The sequence below is a fragment of the Arhodomonas aquaeolei DSM 8974 genome (assembly GCF_000374645.1).
GTDB classification, from domain to species: domain Bacteria; phylum Pseudomonadota; class Gammaproteobacteria; order Nitrococcales; family Nitrococcaceae; genus Arhodomonas; species Arhodomonas aquaeolei.
Genome location: NZ_KB894819.1, coordinates 16,388 through 33,040, shown reverse-complemented (window position 1 = coordinate 33,040; position 16,653 = coordinate 16,388). Strand labels below are relative to the sequence as shown.

Sequence of the window (16,653 nt, the reverse complement as noted above, 5' to 3'; positions counted from 1 at the left end):
TCAGCCGGCGGCCGCGACCGGGGCGGCGTCCCGGTCGTCGGTCCAGCGCGTCCAGTGCCCGGCACGGTGGTAACGCCAGGCGAGCTGCCCGGACTCGTCCACTGCCAGCAGGTGCGCCCAGCGGTTGTCGAACATCGCGCGGACGTCGTCATGGCGCCGCAGGACCCGGTCTATGGCCTCCGTCGGGGCCTCGATGACCACCGTCAGCCTCAGGGGGTGGTGGGCGGGTCGGTCGCCGTCGTGTACCGACTGCCAGGGCAGTCCGGTACGCAGCGCACCACCGTTGCCCTCGACCACGCCGATACCCCCGGTGACGTTGTGCAGGACCTTGCTGCCCCCGCCGAACGTCTCCGGCGCCACCGTCGAGCCGTAATACTGCAGGTTGATCCAGCTCGCCACGACGACCGGTGCCGTCAGGATCTGCTCGAGGACGCGGAAGCCCTCGTCATCGCGCCATTCGTAGCTGTGCAGAAAGGCCCGGCCGCCGAGGTCACGGCCACGGGTGCGGTGCCTCGGCGCCACGATGAAGGCGCTGCAGCCGGCCAGGCCCCACTCCGGGCGCAGCTCGGCCCAGTTGCGGCCCCGGGCGGCCACGTCCGACCCGTGCCTGGCCCGGGGCAGCCGCCGCGCGCGTTCGTCGCGGGCGAGTTCGCCGGCGGTGTCGAACCGCTGCGCGAGCCTCGCCAGGTCATCCCGGTGCGCGGATGACGGGGCGTCACCGTCGAAGAGCATGACCCGGTCCGAGGTGGTGTCGTGGAGCGCGCCCACGAAGAGCGTGTCCGCGGGAACCGGTATGCCGCGCCCGGCCAGCCGCGCCCTGACATCCGGGTCGTTGAGCAGGCCGGCGAGCGCCCTGGCGTTGACGTCCCCGGCGTGTCCGCCGCAGGCGCCGCACTGCAGCGTGCCGGCGTGCGGATTGTTGGTGACCCCGGCGCCATGGCCGACGAAGACCACCAGTCGGGAGAAGTTGTTCGTGAGCGACATCGTCCGCAGGACGGACTCGGCGGTCTCCGCGCGTTCCTCCGGGCCGAGACCCGGAATGTCCGGGGCGGGGGCTGCGCCGCCCTGGTGGCGCCGGTGCAGACCGAGGCTGTCGCCCAGCAGCTTGCCGGCGTAGACGGGACCCATCGACTCCACGAAGGCGAAGGACGATACGGCTGCGAGCTTGAAGCGCTTCCACGCCCGTGACGCGCGCGCCCTGATCCAGTGCCCGGCGGTCCCGCCCGTCTCCGGTGTGCGGCTCTCCAGTGCCGGGGGCACGAGCCCCGGGCAGCGTGCCTCGCAGAGGTGCGAGCCGGCCTCCCGGTGTGCCAGCGGCAGACCGAAGAATCCCGCGAAGCCCAGCGTCTGTACCGACGGCGCGACCCGTTCCAGGCAGCGCCGGAAGACCTCCGAGCGGACATCGATGCAGAATACGGCCTGGGTGTCCGGCCGGTCGTCGTTGGCCTGACTGTCCGGCGTGAGCTGTTCGGGCAGCCGGCGCTGGGCACTGCGCTCCGCGGCGTCCTGCAGCAGCGCGTCGACGATGTGCCGTTCCTGCGGGGAAACCGGCCGGGCATGGCTGGCGCAGACGTCCCGCCAGTCGGCCTCGATCGCCTCGCGGTGGTGCCGGAACAGGGCCTGCTCCCACGCCATTCGTACCGCCAGCAGCCCCACCGCGGTGCGGTCCGTGTCGTCGTTCAGCTCGGCGCGCCAGAGGCGGTAACGTGCCAGCTGCGCCCATCCGCCGAGGTCCATGAGCAGCCGGTGGTAATAGGAGGTCAGCGCCTGCTCCGGTACGGCGAGGTATTGTGTGGCCGCCGTGAGGAGTGTCTCCGCGGTCGCCGGACCTTCCGCGATCTCCCGTGCGAAGCCCTGCAGCCCCGCGATCTCCGGGGTGAGGTCGCGCGTGGCTGTCTCCCGCCAGGAGACGAACGGGTCCCGGGCCGGCGGCATGGGCCACAGCGCCTGTCCTTCGTCGAAGTAGGCGGACGCCCAGGCACCGACACGCTCCTCGATGAGGGCCGGCCAGTCCGTGCCGGAGGCCCTGGCGGCCAGCTCCGCAACGCTCGGCAGCGGCCGCGGCCGCGGCTGCTCGGTCGCGGCCTTCAGGAATTCGACCGTGACGGAGCGCCAGTGCGGCGGGGCCGCTGCGAGCGCGGCCTCGAGATCCCCGTTGGTGATGCGGCCGTCGCGGATCGCCTCCAGGTGCCACGACCTCGGGGGCGTGACCGCACAGCCCGCCACCCGTTCCAGCCGCGCTATGGCGGTGGCGAGGTCGTCCCCGGTGTGACCGGCGAAGGGATTGACGGCGATCCACCCGGTCAGCGGCCAGGACGGCGGGACGGCCCTGACCGCGTCTTCCGCGGCGCGGTTGATGCTGCCGCTGTCGATGTTCATGAGGTCGTTCTCCGGTGTGCGTGGACGTCGTCGTTCATGCCCCAGGCGCCGAGCAGCCGGTCGAGCAGGGCATTGGCGTACAGGCCGTTCGAGAGATGGACTCGCAGCCCGGTCGCCGCAGGGTGGCAGGCCCAGAGGGGGAACAGCGTCTGCGCCACCGCCACGGCGGCGAAGCTCATCAACGCCAGGGCCATGAGCGCCCACGCGAGCGGGCCGGGCGCGGGCGGCGGTGGCAGAGTGGTCCCGGTCGCCGCGGTGGTCAGCGCGTGCAGGGCGAAGTAACCCAGCGTGGTCGCCAGGGCGTAGAGCGATGTGCGCCGGGTGAGTGCCCGGGGTGCGTGATCGGCGAAGCCCTGCGCCAGCAGGTAGGCGACGCCGAGGATCAGGATCAGTCCGAGGGCGATCACCTGGGGCGGCTTGGATTCGAGTCCGAACAGCAGGCCAACACCGATGTAGGTCGCGAGCGCCGTGGCGAAGGCGCCGCCGACCGCAGTCAGTCCCGGTACCGCCACGGGGCCCGGCCGGCGCGCCGCGGTGACCTGATCGACGCCCGAGCCGGAGGCGAGGAACGCGTGCGCCTTGTACAGCGAGTGGGCGATCAGGTGCAGCAGGGCGAGGGGGAAGAGGCCCAGGCCGCACTGCATGACCATGAAGCCCATCTGTCCCACGGTGGACCAGGCGAGCGAGGTCTTCACCGCCGGCTGGGTGAGCATCACCATCGCCCCGAACAGGGCGGTGAAGCCCCCGAGGGCCACCAGTGCCGCCATGACCAGCGGCGCCTGCAGGATGACGTCGGCGAAGCGGATCAGCAGGAAGCCGCCGGCGTTGATCACCCCCGCATGCAGCAGCGCCGAGACCGGGGTAGGGGCCTCCATGACCTCCGTGAGCCAGCCGTGGGTCGGGAACTGGGCGGATTTGAGCGCGGCGGCGAGGGCGAGCAGGAGTGCCGCCCAGCGCATGGCCGTGGTGGCGGACTCAGTGCCTGCGGCGGCCAGGATCGCGGCGATGTCGCCGCTGCCGCAGGCGACAGCCAGGATCACGGCCGCCCCGCAGAGGGCGGCGTCCCCGAGACGGGCCATCACGAACTTCTTGCGTGCCGCCAGCCGGGCCCGGCGCCGTTGCGGATAGAACAGCAGCAGCCGGTGCAGGCAGACGCTGGTGGCGATCCACGCCGCCACGAGCAGGAGCAGGTGCCCGGAGATCACCAGCACCATGACCGACGCGAGTGTGGCGCACAGCCAGCCGGTGAACGCGCCCTCGCGGGCCTCGCCGTCCATGTACGTCGCCGTATAGCGCAGGACGATCCAGCCGACGAGGCTGACGAGGGCGAGCAGGGCCACGCTGACCACGTCCAGCCTTATGCCGGCGAGTGTCGCCGGCCCGTAATGCACGAGCACCCCCACGGCGGCCAGTGCTGTGGCGACGGCCAGGAGCGCCGCCGATTGCGCACCGCGCGGGACCCCCCGCGGGCGCCGGCCCGGGCGTAGCAGGCCGAAGACCGCCGCGGCGGCCAGGGCGATCGGGGCGAGTGCGGGCAGGGCTTGAACGGGCATCGCGTACTCTCGGACGTGGGTGCGGAGACGTTGTACCAAGCTCCGGGAGAGATAAAAAATTCATTGTTTGCCCGTTTTAGTTAAATAAAATAGAACGGTATGCAGCAGCTCAACTATCACCACCTGCGCTATTTCTGGGCGGTGGCACACGAGGGCAGCGTCGCGGCGGCCGCGTCGCGGCTCCATGTGTCGCAGTCGGCGCTGTCGGTGCAGATCCGACGGCTGGAGGAACAGCTCGGTCACGCCCTGTTCGAACGTGCGGGCAGGCGGCTCCAGCTGACGGAGGCCGGGCGCATCGCGCTCGACTACGCGGACACCGTCTTCGCGGCGGGTGCCGAGCTCGTGAGCACGCTGCGGGGTGGCGCCGGGACCCGCCGGCGTATCCTGCGGGTCGGCGCGCTGACGACGCTGTCACGCAACTTCCAGCTGGAGCTGCTCCGCCCGCTCATCCACCGGGACGACATCGAGCTCGTGATCCGCTCGGCGGGGCGCGACGAGCTGCTCGCCGGGCTGCAGACGCACGCCCTCGATCTGGTCCTGTCCAACGAGCCGGTGCCCCGCGATGCGGGGTCGGACTGGTACAGCCAGCTGGTGGACAGCCAGCCCATCAGCATCGTCGGTCCCGCCGCTTCGGGGACGACGCCGCTGCGTTTCCCGGACGATCTGGACGGTCTGCCGTTGGTGCTGCCGAGCCTCGAGAGCGGGGTCCGGGCGAGCTTCGACCGGCTGCTGGAGTTCGCGGGCGTGCGGCCCGTGGTGCTCGCCGAGGTGGATGACATGGCCATGCTGCGCCTGGTCGCCCGTGAGGGCACCGGCTATGCGCTGGTCCCGCCGGTGGTGATACGTGACGAGCTGAATTCGGGCCGGCTGGTCGAGCGTTGTCGCGTGCCGGAGGTGCGCGAGCGCTTCTACGCGATCTTCCAGCGCCGGCAGTTCCCGAACCCGCTGGTGCGCGAGCTGCTCGACACGCTCGCAACCCCTTCCGATCAATGAATGCCCCGCTCCCCTGTCTGTTATCTTGCGGTAAATGACCGTGTCGTCACCGGAGCGGGTGTTTTGAGCGACATCCTCGATCTTCTCGAGAACAACCGGCGCTGGTCGGAGCGGCTGTCCAGCGAGCAGCCGGATTTCTTTTCCCGGCTGGCACGCCAGCAGAATCCGGACTACCTCTGGATTGGCTGCTCGGACAGTCGCGTGCCCGCCAACGACATCGTCGACCTGATGCCCGGGGAGCTGTTCGTGCACCGCAACGTGGGGAACGTGGTGGTGCACAGCGACATGAATGCCATGTCGGTGCTGCAGTTCGCCGTGGAGGTGCTGCACGTGCGCCACATCATCGTCACCGGTCATTACGGCTGTGGCGGGGTCCGTGTCGCCATGGGGCACCGGCAGTTCGGCCTGATCGACAACTGGCTGCGACACATCAGGGACGTCTATCACCTCCACGAGGCGGAGCTCGACGCGATCGAGGACGAGGAGCGGCGTACCGACCGGCTCTGCGAGCTCAACGTCGTCGAGCAGGTGCGCAACGTCTGCTACACGACCATCGTCCAGAATGCCTGGGCACGCGGGCAGACCCTGGCGGTGCACGGCTGGGTCTACGGGCTCGTCGACGGGCGGGTGAACGACCTGTCGGTGAGCGTGCGCGGACCGGGCGAGATCGGCCGCATCTACCGCATGGATCCCATCGGCGACTGAGCCCGCCGCGGCGGCGCTATACTCGGGGAACGCGCCTGTTTCGTCCCGGGTCCAAGAGCAGACAGGCGCCACTCAGGGAGGGGCGGGATCATGCGCCAGCTGTTCGCCATCGTCGTCGCATCCGCCGTCATACTCGGTGGCTGCGCCAGTGTGCCGGAATCCCTGCAGGACGCGCCCGCCGCGTCGCCGACGCCGGCGGATGTCCGTGCCGAGCCCGAGCGGTATACCGGCACGCGGGTGCTCTGGGGCGGGGAGGTTGCGGAGGTGATCAACGGCGAGGACGCCACCCGCCTGGCGGTGGTCGAGCACCCGCTGGACAGCAGTGCCCGGCCGGAACCCGCGTCCGCGAGCCGCGGGCGTTTCCTCGCGCGTTTCGACGGCTTCCTCGACCCGGTGGTCTACGCCCCGGGAGAGGAGGTTACCGTCACCGGCCGGGTCACGGGCATCGAGGTGCGCACGGTGGGGGATTATCCCTATCGCTATCCCGTGGTTGAGGTCGGCGGCCACGAACTCTGGTCCGAGCGGCCGCCGCCGGCGCCGCCGCCGGGATGGTATCCCGGCTGGTGGGACTGCCATTACCCGTGGGGCTGCCCTGCGTGGTGAGGCGTGCGGCCGCCGCCGCCCTGCTCGCCGGCGTGCTGGCCGGCTGTGCGGCGGGGCCGGTGCGCGAGGCGGGGGCGACGCGCGAGCCCCTGCCCGTGGCCCTGGCCGGCAGCGGTGACGCCGTCGGCCGCGAGGTGGTCTGGGGCGGTCGCGTCGTCGACCGGCATCCCGAGGGGGCGGGGACCCGCCTGGAGATACTCGCCTTCCCGCTCCGCGGCCGGCAGCGGCCGAACGTCTACTGGGGCGAGGCCGGCGGCCGTTTCCTGGCCGTCAGCGGGCGTGAGCTGTCCTCCGATGCCTATGCCCCGGGGCGGCGCGTGACCGTGCGCGGCGCGGTGACCGGTTTCGTGGATGTGCGCATCGGAGACTGGCGGAGCCGCTGGCCCCGGGTGGCGGCCGAGGCCGTGTACGCCTGGCCCCGGGAGCGCGATCCGCAGCGCGAGCCGATACGGTTTCACCTGCCCGGCCGTCCCATGTTCAGCGACTGAGCCGCCGGAGCGCTCCGGCTCCCGCGCGACCCGTCTGTGAGACGATCAGAATGCCACCAGCCCGACACAGGCGGCGGTCAGCCCGCCCATCACCCACTGGAACCGCCGGCGCGCGCGCAGGCTGCCGAGCCAGCGGCCGATCGCGGTACCGAAGCAGGCCCACAGGGACACGCACGGCAGGTTGATCGCCATGCAGATGGCGATCACCACCGCCGCGGAGAGCGCGTAGCCGTCGCCCGGGGCGGTGAACAGGGCCACCGCGGTCATGCCCATCACCCATACCTTGGGGTTGGCGAACTGGAACGCGAACGCCTCCGTGAACCGGATCGGACGGGCGCGCGCGCCGTGGCCGGCCGGGTCCGCCGTGGCGATGCGCCAGGCGAGATAGAGCAGGTAGGCCGCACCGATCCAGCGCAGCGCCGTGTGCACGGCGGGGTAGTGCTCGAACAGCCCGCCCAGCCCCAGCGCCACCGCTGCGGTGAGCGCACCGAAGCCCGCGGTCACGCCGAGCAGGTGCGGCACGGTCCGGCGCAGGCCGAAGCGCGCGCCGGAGGCGGTGAGCATGACGTTGTTCGGCCCCGGCGTGGCGGACAGGGCGAAGGCGAACAGCGCGGCGGCGAGGGCGTTCTCCAGGGTCATTCCGCCACCTCCGTCGCGGCCTCGTCGATCAGCGCCACGCGCCGGGCGCGCCGGCTCTTCTTGTGGATCCGGGCCACGCGGATGCCCGCGAGCTCGCCGGTGGCCCGCACATGGGTACCGCCGCAGGGCTGGCGGTCGAGCCCGTCGATGGTGACCACGCGCAGCGTGTCCCCCTCGCCCGGGGCGGCGCGGCGCGTGTATTCGCCGCCCCGGGCGCCGTCCTCCTCGCGGGCATGGACAGGACGGTCCTCGCCGATCACGCGCTGGAGTGCGGCGTCGAGGTCCTCCCGGCGCAGGCCGGATTCCGGCAGGTCGAAGTCGATGCGCCCGCGCCCGGCGTGGATCGCGCAGCCGGTGACCGGCGCGTCGACCAGGGCGCAGAGCACGTGCAGTGCGGTGTGCATGCGCATGTGGCGGTACCGGCGGGCCCAGTCGATCACGAAGGCAACCGTGTCCCCGGGCTGCAGGTTGCCCGGGTCCGCGACCTGGTGACCGATACGCAGCCGGCCGGGGAGGTAGCGGGTGTCCGTCACCCGCAGGGTCGCGCCCGCGGCGGTCTGCAGGGTGCCGGTGTCACCCGGCTGGCCGCCGCCCTCGGCATAGAAGCCGGTCTCGTCCAGCACGATGCCCCGTTCGGTGACCGCGACGACCCGCGCCTGTCCGTCGCGGCGATAGGCGTCCTGCTCGAAGCGGCGGCGTGTCGGGGTCGGCGTGTTCATCCCGGTTCTCCAGTGAGCAATAGTGACAATTTTTCGGTAAATGGATACAATTTCATCAATTAAACCGATACAAATAGAGAATAATCGCCAACTTTCTGATGTAAAGAAGATTTTTGTAATGAAGACAATCTGGGTGCCCGATCTCTCCGATCACGCCGGCCCCCGCTACCGGGCCATCGCCGAGGCCGTTGCCCGGGCGGTAGCTGCCGGCGAGCTGGCCGTCGGCGACCGGCTGCCCACCCATCGCGCGCTGGCCGATGCCCTTGGCGTGACCGTCGGCACGGTCACGCGGGGCTATGCGGAGGCGGAGCGGCGCGGACTGGTCAGTGCGCGGGTGGGCAGCGGGACGTACGTCCGCTCGCCGCAGGACGGCTCCGGGCAGGGGTTCAGCGTCGCCCCGGCGGCGGAGGACGGTGACATCGACTTCGGTCTCGCCTTCCCTGTGCCCATGGGCCGCACGCCGGCGCTGGCCGACGCCCTGCGCGACCTGGCCGGTGACGACGCGGCGCTCGCCGAGTGTCTCGGCTATCACCCGGAGGCCGGGCTGCCGCGTCACCGAACCGAGCTGGCCCGCTGGCTGCGGGGCTGGGGCTACGGCATCGATGCCGGGCACAGCCTGATCTGCCTCGGCGCGCTGCACGGGCTCAACATGGCGCTGCAGGCTGTCGCCCGGCCCGGCGAGACGGTGGCCTCGGCGGGCCTGGTCTATCCCGGGATGATCGCCGCCGCCCGCGGGCTGGGGCTGCGGCACCTGCCGCTGGCGAGCGATGGCGAGGGTGTACAGCCGGGCGCGCTGGAGGCCGCCTGCCGCCAGCACGCTGTGCGCGCGGTCTATCTCACGCCGGATCAGAACAACCCGACCGCCGAGGTGATCCCGGGGCACCGGCGTGACGAGCTGCTGGCGGTGGCCGGGCGCCACGACGTCGCCGTGATCGAGGACGCCGTGCACCTGGTGGCCGCGGCGGAGCGCCCGAGCGCGCTGGTGGACCGGGCGCCGGAGCGGGTCATCCATATCACCGGGGTCTCCAAGGTCCTCGCCGGCGGCCTGCGGGTGGGGCTGGTGCAGGCGCCGCCGCGCTGGTTCGACGACGTCGCCCAGGCCCTGCGGGGCAACTGCTGGATGGCGCCGCCGCTGAACGCGGAGGCGGCGTGCCGCTGGATCGACTCGGGCGCGGCCGACGAGCTGGCCCGGCGGCAGCGCGAGGAGATCGCCGCCCGCCAGGCCCTGGTCGCCGAGCACTTCCAGGGTCTGGCGTTTGCCGCGCAGCCGTATGGATTCAATGTCTGGCTCCACCTGCCCGAGCCCTGGCGGGCCGACGAGTTCGCCCGCGCGTGTGCTGCCGAGGGCGTGCGCCTGAAGACCGGTGAACCCTTCGCCGTGGGTCGCCATCCGGTACCGCAGGCGGTACGGTTGGCGATCAGTGCACCGGCCGCGCGCGAGCGGGTGGCCGAGGGGCTCGCCCGGGTGCGCCGCGTGCTCGAGCGCGGGCCCGGGCGGGGCGGCGCGACCCTGTAAGGCGGGGCGGAGTTGACACGCCGCCGGTGGGCGGCGAAGCTTTCCATACGCAAGCGTATGGGCGAATCGGGAGGCCAGTGTGGCAGCGAGCAGCAGTACGCGCAGACGCCGGCGCCGGGACGACCGCGTCGCCGTGGTGGACGGCTTGCGCACCCCCTTCGCGCGGCAGCTCACCGCGTATGCCGATACCGACGCCGTGGCCCTGGGGACGATGGTCGTCAACGAGCTGGTCACCCGCATGGACCTGGATCCGGCGGTGGTGGAGCGGCTGGTCTTCGGCCAGGTGATCATCCGCCCGGAGGCGCCGAACATCGCCCGCGAGGTGGTCCTCGGCGCAGGTCTGCCCGTGACCACGGACGCCTACAGCGTCTCCCGCGCCTGTGCCACCAGCTTCCAGACCACCGCCGACGTGGCCGCGGCCATCGCCCGCGGCGAGATCGAGGCCGGTATCGCCGGCGGGGCGGACTCGGCCTCGGTGCTGCCCATCGGCGTCAGCCGACGGCTCGCCGCGGCGCTGCTCCGCGCCTCGCGGGCGAAGGACTGGCGTGGCCGGCTCGGGGCCTTCTCGGGCGTGCGCCCGCGGGATCTGGCGCCGAAGCCGCCCGCCGTGCGGGACTACACCACCGGTCTCGGCATGGGCGAGATCGCCGAGCAGATGGCCAAGACCCATCGCGTCGGTCGCGAGGCCCAGGATGCCTTCGCGGTGCGCTCACACCAGCGCGCCCACGCCGCCTGGGAGGCCGGCAGGCTGGACGGCGAGGTCATGCACGCCTTCGCCGGGCGGGAGCAGGCGCATATCCACCGGGACAACACCATCCGCGCCGACGCCTCGGAGGCGAGCCTCGCCGGGCTGCGACCGGCCTTCGATCGCCGCCACGGTACGGTGACCGCCGGCAACTCGACCCCGCTCACCGACGGTGCCGCGGCGCTGGTGCTCATGCGTGCCGACCGCGCCCGGGCGCTCGGCTATGAGCCGCTGGGCTTCATCCGCACCTCCGCCTTCTGTGCCGTGGACCCGTTCCGCGACGCCCTCATCGGCCCGAGCCACGTGACGCCCCTGGCCCTGGACCGCGCCGGCCTGACGCTCGCGGACATGGACCTCGTCGACATCCACGAGGCCTTCGCCGCGCAGACCCTGGCGAACCTGCAGTACTGGGACGACCCGGATTTCGCCCGGGACTGGCTCGGGCGCGACGCCCCCATCGGCGAGGTGGACTGGGAGCGGGTCAACGTCAACGGCGGCTCCATCGCCTTCGGCCACCCCTTCGCCGCGACCGGGGCGCGAATGATCGTCCAGACCCTGCGGGAGCTGCGCCGCCGCGGCGGCGGCACCGCACTGACCACGGCCTGCGCCGCCGGCGGACTGGCGGCGGCGATGGTGCTGGAGGCGGCATGACGGAGACGATGGAACAGGCAACGGACACACCCGCCCCCCTGCGCCTGGAGCGCCGGGACGACGGTATCGCCCGGGTGTGGATCGACTGCCCCGGGCAGAGCCAGAACACCCTCGGCGGCGATGCCGTGAACGCCGCCGGGCATATCCTCGACGAGGTCGCCGCCGATGGCGGCCTGCGCGGGCTGATCTTCATCAGCGCCAAGCCGGGCTCGTTCATCGCCGGCGCGGACATCGGCATGATCCGCGCCTGCGAGAGCGCCGAGGAGGCCACGGCGGTCTCGCACACCGCCCAGCGGGTGTTCGACCGGCTCGCCGGGCTGCGGGTGCCGGTGGTGGCGGCGATCGACGGCGTCTGCCTCGGTGGCGGGCTGGAGCTCGCCATGGCCTGCCATGCCCGCATCTGCACCGATGCCGGCCATACCCGGCTCGGCCTGCCGGAGGTCCAGCTCGGGCTGCTCCCCGGGGGCGGCGGCACCCAGCGGCTGCCGCGACTGGTGGGGCTGCCGCTGGCGCTGGATATGATGCTCACCGGCCGCCAGGTGAGTGCGCGCTCTGCCGCCCGCAGCGGCCTGGTGGACGAGGCCGTGCCCGCCGACATCCTGGAGGACGTCGCCGTCGAGCGTGTCGAGGCGCTGCATGCCGGGCGCGGCCGACGGCGCGCCGGGTGGCGCGCCCGCCTCCTGCATGCGGTGCTGGCGCGCAACCCCCTCGGGCGGGCCGTCGTCTGCTCCCGGGCGCAGGAGAGCGTCCGCCGGCGTACCCACGGCAACTATCCCGCGCCGCCGCGCATCATCGAGTGCGTGCGCACCGGTCTGGCGCGGGGCATGGCCGAGGGGCTGGCGGCGGAGGCGCGGGCCTTCGGCGAGCTGGCGATGACCCCCGAGGCCGGTGAGCTCGCCGGGATCTACTTCGCCACCACCGCCATGAAGAAGGACACCGGTGCCGAGGCGGAGCCGCGCGCCGTGGAGCGGACCGCCGTGCTCGGCGCCGGCCTGATGGGGGCGGGGATCGCGTTCGTGACCGCCTCCCGGGCCCGGCTGCCGGTCCGCCTCTACGACGTCTCCACCGAGGGGCTCTCCCGGGGCATGCGCCACGCGCACGACGAGGTCCGCCGGCGCCGGCGCCGCGGTCGCCTGAGCGCCTACGAGGCGGGGCAGGTGAGCCGTCGGGTGACCGCGACCCCGGCGCTTACCGGTTTCGGCCGCGTCGGGCTGGTGGTGGAGGCGGTGCCCGAGGAGCTCGGGATCAAGCACCGCACCGTCGAGGCCGTGGAGGCGGTGACCCCGCCGGAGACCATCATCGCGAGCAACACCTCGTCGCTGCCCATCGTCCGCATCGCCGAGGCGGCGCAGCGGCCCGGCAACGTCATCGGCATGCACTATTTCTCGCCGGTGGAACGCATGCCGCTGCTGGAGGTGATCCCCCACGCCGGCACGGATGCGGCGGTCGTCGCCACCGCCGTCGCCGTCGGCCGGGCCCAGGGCAAGACGCCGGTGGTGGTCGGCGATACCCCGGGGTTTTACGTCAACCGCATCCTCGCGCCCTACATCAACGAGGCCATCCACCTGGTCACCGAGGGCGTGGCCATCCACCACGTGGACGGCGCGCTGGTGCGTTTCGGCTTCCCGGTGGGGCCGTTCAAGCTCCTCGACGAGGTGGGCCTGGACGTCAGCGCCCACGTCGCCACGGTGCTCCACGAGGCCTACGGCGAGCGCATGCGCCCCACCGACGCGGCGCAGCGGATGATCGACGACGGCCGGCTCGGGCGCAAGTCCGGGCGCGGCTTCTACCGCTACGGCGGCCGGCGCAGCGGCAGCGAGGTCGACGAGAACGTCTACGAGCTGCTCGGCGTGCACCGTCAGCGCCTCGCCGGCGACGACGAGATCGTCCAGCGCACCGTGGGCATGCTGCTCAACGAGGCCGTGCGCTGCCTCGACGAGGGGGTGCTCAGCAATGCGCGGGACGGTGACATCGCGGCGGTGTACGGAATCGGCTTTCCGCCTTTTCGCGGCGGCCCTTTCCGCTATATTGATAGTCTGGGGGCCGGCGGGGTGCACTGGTGGCTTGAGCGCTACCGCCCGCACGGGGCACGCTTCGAGCCGGCTCCGGGGCTGGAGGGCCGTGCCTCTCGGCAGCGGCCCTTCCACGCCGCGTAGGGCGTTTTGCACGCCCCCAGGTGCGTGGGTATGCTCCATAAAGGCCTCGCGCCGGGGCTACGGGCGGGGATCACAACGAAGACCGGCAGAAAAACAGGAGAGCTGTTGCCATGACGCTCAAGAAACAGATAATCGGCGCGGTCTCGGCGCTGGCACTCGTCGCGAGTGCCACGGCCATGGCCCAGCCGCTGAAGATCGGTGCGCTGGTGCCGCTGACCGGCGACCTGCAGTCCTACGGCGGGCCGTCGCTGAACGGCATCAAGCTGGCCGCCAAGGAGATCAACGCCGCCGGGGGCGTGCTCGGGGAGGACGTCGAGATCAAGTCGGGCGACACCCAGACCAGGCCGCAGGCCGGCGTGGATGCCGCCCAGAAGCTGGCCAGCATCGAGGGCGTGAGCGCCTTCGTCGGTGCGCTCTCCAGCGGCGTCACCATCCCGGTGGCCCAGAGCGTGTCCAAGTCGAACAAGATCCCGCAGATCAGCGGCGCGTCCACCTCGCCGGTGATCACGACCCTGGATGACGGCGACTACCTCTTCCGTACCGTGCCCTCGGACGCCTTCCAGGGCGTCGCCCTCGCGCAGATCGCCCACGAGAAGGATTACGGCAGCGTCGGCGTCATCTACATCAACAACGACTACGGCAAGGGCCTGGCGGAGAACTTCAAGTCCGCGTTCGAGGATGGCGGCGGCAGCGTCACCGGGATGGTGGCTTACGAGCAGGGCCAGCCCGCCTATCGTGGCGAGCTCCAGCAGGCGGCCGCGGGCGGTGCCGATGCGCTGGTGCTGATCGGTTACCCGCAGAACGGCCAGACCATCCTGCGCCAGGCGCTGGAGGGCGGTTACTTCCAGAACTTCGTGCTCTCCGATGGCCTCAAGGCGCCGGAGCTGGTCGAGAACCTCGGCGCACAGTATCTCAACGGCTCCATCGGCACCGCGCCGCAGGCGCGCGAGGATGCCCCGGGGGCGAAGCACTTCGACTCCGCCTACCAGGAGGAGTTCGGCGAGCGTCCGCCCAAGCCGTACATGGACACCGCCTATGACGCGGTCTATGCCATTGCCCTGGCCGCCCAGAAGGCCGGTTCCGTGGACGGCACGGCGATCCGGGACAATCTCCGCGACATCGCCAACCCGCCCGGCGAGAAGGTCTATCCGGGTGAGTTCGACAAGGCCGTGAAGCTCCTGGAGCAGGGCAAGGAGATCGACTACGAGGGCGCCTCCGGGTCGATCAACTTCGACAAGAACGGCGATGTCCCCGGCACCTTCGCCCACTGGGCGTTCGAGGACGGCGAGATCGTGACCAAGAAGGTCTTCGAGCCCTCGATGTAATACACGCGCCGCCGCTGTGGCGGCCCGTGTCAGGGCTGGATCCGCACCGACAGACCCCGGCCATGTGCCGGGGTCTTTGTCGTTCACGCCCCGACGTCATCGTAGATAAAGGCGAACGTCCTGTCCGCGGATACCGGGTGGGAGCCCTCTCCCCAAACCCCTCTCCCGTGAAGGGAGAGGGGCTTAGCGAGCATCTGTCGGTGATACGCGGTGCAATGGCGCGGTTTCGCGGGTTAGCCGGGACGGAGGAGTAGGCGCGGTCTTCCGTTCCCCTCTCTCCTTGCGGGAGAGGGGTCAGGGGAGAGGGGGGCCGCAGCAGATCCCGGTCCTCGCCAAGTAATGCGTCCAGCGCCTCGCCGCCCGCAGTAGCCTTTCGAGTGTGAGTGGCCATGGCTTCGCCCTCCCAAGGGGATTCAGGTGGTCGGTTAACCAACCCGAATACCACGGCCGCTCACCTCGCTCTAGCGTCTGCACATAATTCCGCGCACTACTTATCTGCCGGTGGTGAGCGGTGCAATGGCGTGGTTTCGCGGGTTAGCCGGAACGGGGGAGTAGGCGCGGTCTTCTGTTCCCCTCTCCCCTTGCGGGAGAGGGGCAGGGGAGAGGGGAAGCCCGCCGGGATCCCTGTCAGGCATCGGTCTGCCTGGTCCGGGCCGCGGGCCGCGGTGTGCCCCGGTCCCGTTCGTCCGGCGTTAGCCCTTGCCGCCGTTGATCACCCCGTACTCAGCGGGCGTGCGCATGTAGAACAGCGGCACGCCTTCGTCGGAGACCCGCGAAAGCAGGGCGTCGACCTGATCGGTGGACAGCGCGAACATCACCGCCACCGGCACGTCGCCGGCGAGTTCCAGGAAGTGCTGCTCATGCTGCACGCCGTGCCGGCCGAAGCCGGCGATTGCCCGGAATGCCGAGCCGCCGTGCAGCCCCATATCCTGCGCGGTGTCGAGGAGCCAGCGGTATAGCAGCTTGCCGTGAAGCCGGCGGTTTTCGTGCACAAAGAAGGTCAGTCGTTCACCGTTCATGGTTCCCTCCGTCGGATTCACGCGTTCACCCGGAACAGCCAGAAGACCAGCGCCATACCCATCGCGGTGAGCAGCAGGCTGCCCAGCACATGGAGGCCCACCGCGGCGGAGGCCCAGAGATAATCGGCGCGGCGCAGCGCCGTGACCACTTCCGCAGAGAACGTCGAAAACGTGGTCAGCGCCCCAAGAAAGCCGGTCACCACCATCAGTCGGAACTCCGGTGGCACGGCCGTCGTGCGCGAGAACAGCTCCAGTGCCAGGCCGATGAGTAGGCCGCCGCACAGGTTCGCGGCGAGGGTGCCCAGGGGCAGCGAGGGGAAGTAGGGATTGAGCCAGGCCCCGAGTGCCCAGCGGCACCACGCACCCAGCGCGGCGCCGCCGCCCACGGCGGCCATCGAAATCCACGGCATGAACAGGACCTCCTGTCGGCGACCCGGGACGGACGTGTGCCGTCACGGGGATTAACAGTGTTCAGGTCCCATCAGCTCCGCTGGAGCGGTTCGGGGAGGGGAGCCATCTCCGCGTGTGTCGTCGGAGGACAAGGATACCGTCGCGTGTGCGCCGGGGGAATCCCCGTCGCGGCGGGGCCCTCTCCCCAACCCCTCTCCCGTGAAGGGAGAAGGGCCCGGACGGGCGTTTGCCGGCGACAAACGATGTTACGGCGCTGTTCCGCCGGGTGCAGGGTGGGTCCCGTAGGTCGGCTGCTCCCGGCAGCCGACACGTGTCGTGGGGCCGGTGTTCTGCGTCTCCCGCCCCCCGCTCGAAAGCGGACGGACGTGGACGGGCATGGTCACGGCCCTTGGCGCGCGATGCCCCCGACGTTGTGGGCGGCCGTCGCACACGGCCTGCGGCCGTGCACGACCTACCCGAGGGGGCGTTGGCCGGCAGGAAGGTTGGGCGCGGAAGGCCTGCAACGTCCCCGGGCCGAACCGGGGAGGGGCCGGCGCAGTGAGCCGGGCCGCGGATGCGGTGTCACGGGGCCCTCTCACGTGAAGCCGGAGAAGCGTGGTGCGTGCCGGTCGGAGGACTCTTTGCGAATTGAATCGGGCGGTTCCGGGGATGTCGCACACGGCCCGTGGCCGTGCACGACCTACCCGCGTTCGCGCCTTGCGAGGGGGGTGGCGACTCCCTGGTAGGTTGTGCGCCGAAGGCGTGCAACGTC

14 protein-coding genes are annotated in these 16,653 nt (G+C 71.4%); 8 read left to right on the top strand and 6 right to left on the bottom strand.

The features are described 5' to 3' along the window. Together C516_RS19825 and C516_RS0115840 are read right to left on the bottom strand one after the other, a co-directional pair. Positions 1–2,379, bottom strand: coding sequence for a YbcC family protein (locus tag C516_RS19825; protein ID WP_018719397.1), 2,379 nt, complete (start codon positions 2,377–2,379; stop codon positions 1–3). Continuing rightward, the gene (locus C516_RS0115840) at positions 2,376–3,932 is read right to left on the bottom strand and encodes an NADH-quinone oxidoreductase subunit L (RefSeq protein WP_018719396.1); all 1,557 of its coding nucleotides are present in this window, start codon (positions 3,930–3,932) and stop codon (positions 2,376–2,378) included. The genes C516_RS19825 and C516_RS0115840 overlap by 4 nt, the downstream gene beginning before the upstream one ends. Positions 3,933–4,031: 99 nt before the next feature. Between C516_RS0115840 and C516_RS0115835 the strand changes: the two genes are divergently transcribed. The 4 genes from C516_RS0115835 to C516_RS19815 all read left to right on the top strand — a co-directional run bounded on the left by C516_RS0115835 (position 4,032) and on the right by C516_RS19815 (position 6,721). Beyond that, positions 4,032–4,925: a LysR family transcriptional regulator gene (locus C516_RS0115835; protein ID WP_018719395.1), complete on the top strand. Its 894-nt coding sequence runs from the start codon at positions 4,032–4,034 to the stop codon at positions 4,923–4,925. A 63-nt stretch (positions 4,926–4,988) separates the two neighbouring features. Next, the gene (gene can / locus C516_RS0115830; protein WP_018719394.1) at positions 4,989–5,630 is read left to right on the top strand and encodes a carbonate dehydratase; all 642 of its coding nucleotides are present in this window, start codon (positions 4,989–4,991) and stop codon (positions 5,628–5,630) included. Positions 5,631–5,720: 90 nt separating this feature from the next. Then, a complete protein-coding gene (locus tag C516_RS19820; RefSeq protein ID WP_018719393.1) occupies positions 5,721–6,233 on the top strand; it encodes a Slp family lipoprotein in 513 nt (170 codons plus the stop codon). Then, on the top strand, positions 6,227–6,721 hold the full coding sequence (locus C516_RS19815; RefSeq protein WP_169509157.1) for a Slp/YeaY family lipoprotein: 495 nt from the start codon (positions 6,227–6,229) through the stop codon (positions 6,719–6,721). Before C516_RS19820 ends, C516_RS19815 begins: the two co-directional genes overlap by 7 nt. A 45-nt stretch (positions 6,722–6,766) precedes the next feature. On the opposite strand, the gene C516_RS0115815 is transcribed toward C516_RS19815, so the two are convergent. Beyond that, a complete protein-coding gene (locus C516_RS0115815; protein WP_018719391.1) occupies positions 6,767–7,360 on the bottom strand; it encodes a LysE family translocator in 594 nt (197 codons plus the stop codon). Beyond that, positions 7,357–8,079 carry an alanyl-tRNA editing protein gene (locus C516_RS0115810; RefSeq protein WP_018719390.1) on the bottom strand — a complete coding sequence of 241 codons (723 nt, stop codon included), beginning with the start codon at positions 8,077–8,079 and terminating at the stop codon, positions 7,357–7,359. Before C516_RS0115810 ends, C516_RS0115815 begins: the two co-directional genes overlap by 4 nt. 118 nt (positions 8,080–8,197) lie before the next feature. Here C516_RS0115810 and C516_RS0115805 point away from each other — a divergent pair, with 118 nt between their 5' ends. The 4 genes from C516_RS0115805 (at position 8,198) to C516_RS0115790 (ending at position 14,472) form a co-directional block, all read left to right on the top strand. Then, positions 8,198–9,595: an aminotransferase-like domain-containing protein gene (locus C516_RS0115805; protein ID WP_018719389.1), complete on the top strand. Its 1,398-nt coding sequence runs from the start codon at positions 8,198–8,200 to the stop codon at positions 9,593–9,595. 79 nt (positions 9,596–9,674) lie between these two features. Beyond that, positions 9,675–10,991: an acetyl-CoA C-acyltransferase FadI gene (fadI, locus tag C516_RS0115800; RefSeq protein WP_018719388.1), complete on the top strand. Its 1,317-nt coding sequence runs from the start codon at positions 9,675–9,677 to the stop codon at positions 10,989–10,991. Then, positions 10,988–13,147 (top strand): fatty acid oxidation complex subunit alpha FadJ, encoded by a 2,160-nt coding sequence (gene fadJ / locus C516_RS0115795; RefSeq protein ID WP_018719387.1) that lies wholly within the window; start codon positions 10,988–10,990, stop codon positions 13,145–13,147. The genes fadI and fadJ overlap by 4 nt, the downstream gene beginning before the upstream one ends. Before the next feature lie 110 nt (positions 13,148–13,257). Beyond that, the gene (locus C516_RS0115790) at positions 13,258–14,472 is read left to right on the top strand and encodes an ABC transporter substrate-binding protein (RefSeq protein ID WP_018719386.1); all 1,215 of its coding nucleotides are present in this window, start codon (positions 13,258–13,260) and stop codon (positions 14,470–14,472) included. A 692-nt stretch (positions 14,473–15,164) separates the two neighbouring features. On the opposite strand, the gene C516_RS0115785 is transcribed toward C516_RS0115790, so the two are convergent. Both C516_RS0115785 and crcB read right to left on the bottom strand, forming a co-directional pair. Next, positions 15,165–15,491 carry a DUF190 domain-containing protein gene (locus tag C516_RS0115785; RefSeq protein WP_018719385.1) on the bottom strand — a complete coding sequence of 109 codons (327 nt, stop codon included), beginning with the start codon at positions 15,489–15,491 and terminating at the stop codon, positions 15,165–15,167. A 17-nt stretch (positions 15,492–15,508) separates the two neighbouring features. Then, a complete protein-coding gene (gene crcB / locus C516_RS0115780; RefSeq protein ID WP_018719384.1) occupies positions 15,509–15,901 on the bottom strand; it encodes a fluoride efflux transporter CrcB in 393 nt (130 codons plus the stop codon). Positions 15,902–16,653 lie beyond the last annotated feature (752 nt).

What these genes read in the sequence shown, in the direction of transcription:
- C516_RS0115835 (WP_018719395.1), top strand. Translation starts at nt 4,032, where the DNA reads ATGCAGCAGCTCAACTATCACCACCTGCGCTATTTCTGGGCGGTGGCA.
- fadJ (WP_018719387.1), top strand. Translation starts at nt 10,988, where the DNA reads ATGACGGAGACGATGGAACAGGCAACGGACACACCCGCCCCCCTGCGC.
- C516_RS0115810 (WP_018719390.1), bottom strand. Translation starts at nt 8,079, where the DNA reads ATGAACACGCCGACCCCGACACGCCGCCGCTTCGAGCAGGACGCCTAT.
- C516_RS19825 (WP_018719397.1), bottom strand. Translation starts at nt 2,379, where the DNA reads ATGAACATCGACAGCGGCAGCATCAACCGCGCCGCGGAAGACGCGGTC.
- C516_RS19820 (WP_018719393.1), top strand. Translation starts at nt 5,721, where the DNA reads ATGCGCCAGCTGTTCGCCATCGTCGTCGCATCCGCCGTCATACTCGGT.
- C516_RS0115790 (WP_018719386.1), top strand. Translation starts at nt 13,258, where the DNA reads ATGACGCTCAAGAAACAGATAATCGGCGCGGTCTCGGCGCTGGCACTC.
- C516_RS0115815 (WP_018719391.1), bottom strand. Translation starts at nt 7,360, where the DNA reads ATGACCCTGGAGAACGCCCTCGCCGCCGCGCTGTTCGCCTTCGCCCTG.
- C516_RS0115840 (WP_018719396.1), bottom strand. Translation starts at nt 3,932, where the DNA reads ATGCCCGTTCAAGCCCTGCCCGCACTCGCCCCGATCGCCCTGGCCGCC.
- C516_RS0115785 (WP_018719385.1), bottom strand. Translation starts at nt 15,491, where the DNA reads ATGAACGGTGAACGACTGACCTTCTTTGTGCACGAAAACCGCCGGCTT.
- C516_RS0115805 (WP_018719389.1), top strand. Translation starts at nt 8,198, where the DNA reads ATGAAGACAATCTGGGTGCCCGATCTCTCCGATCACGCCGGCCCCCGC.
- crcB (WP_018719384.1), bottom strand. Translation starts at nt 15,901, where the DNA reads ATGCCGTGGATTTCGATGGCCGCCGTGGGCGGCGGCGCCGCGCTGGGT.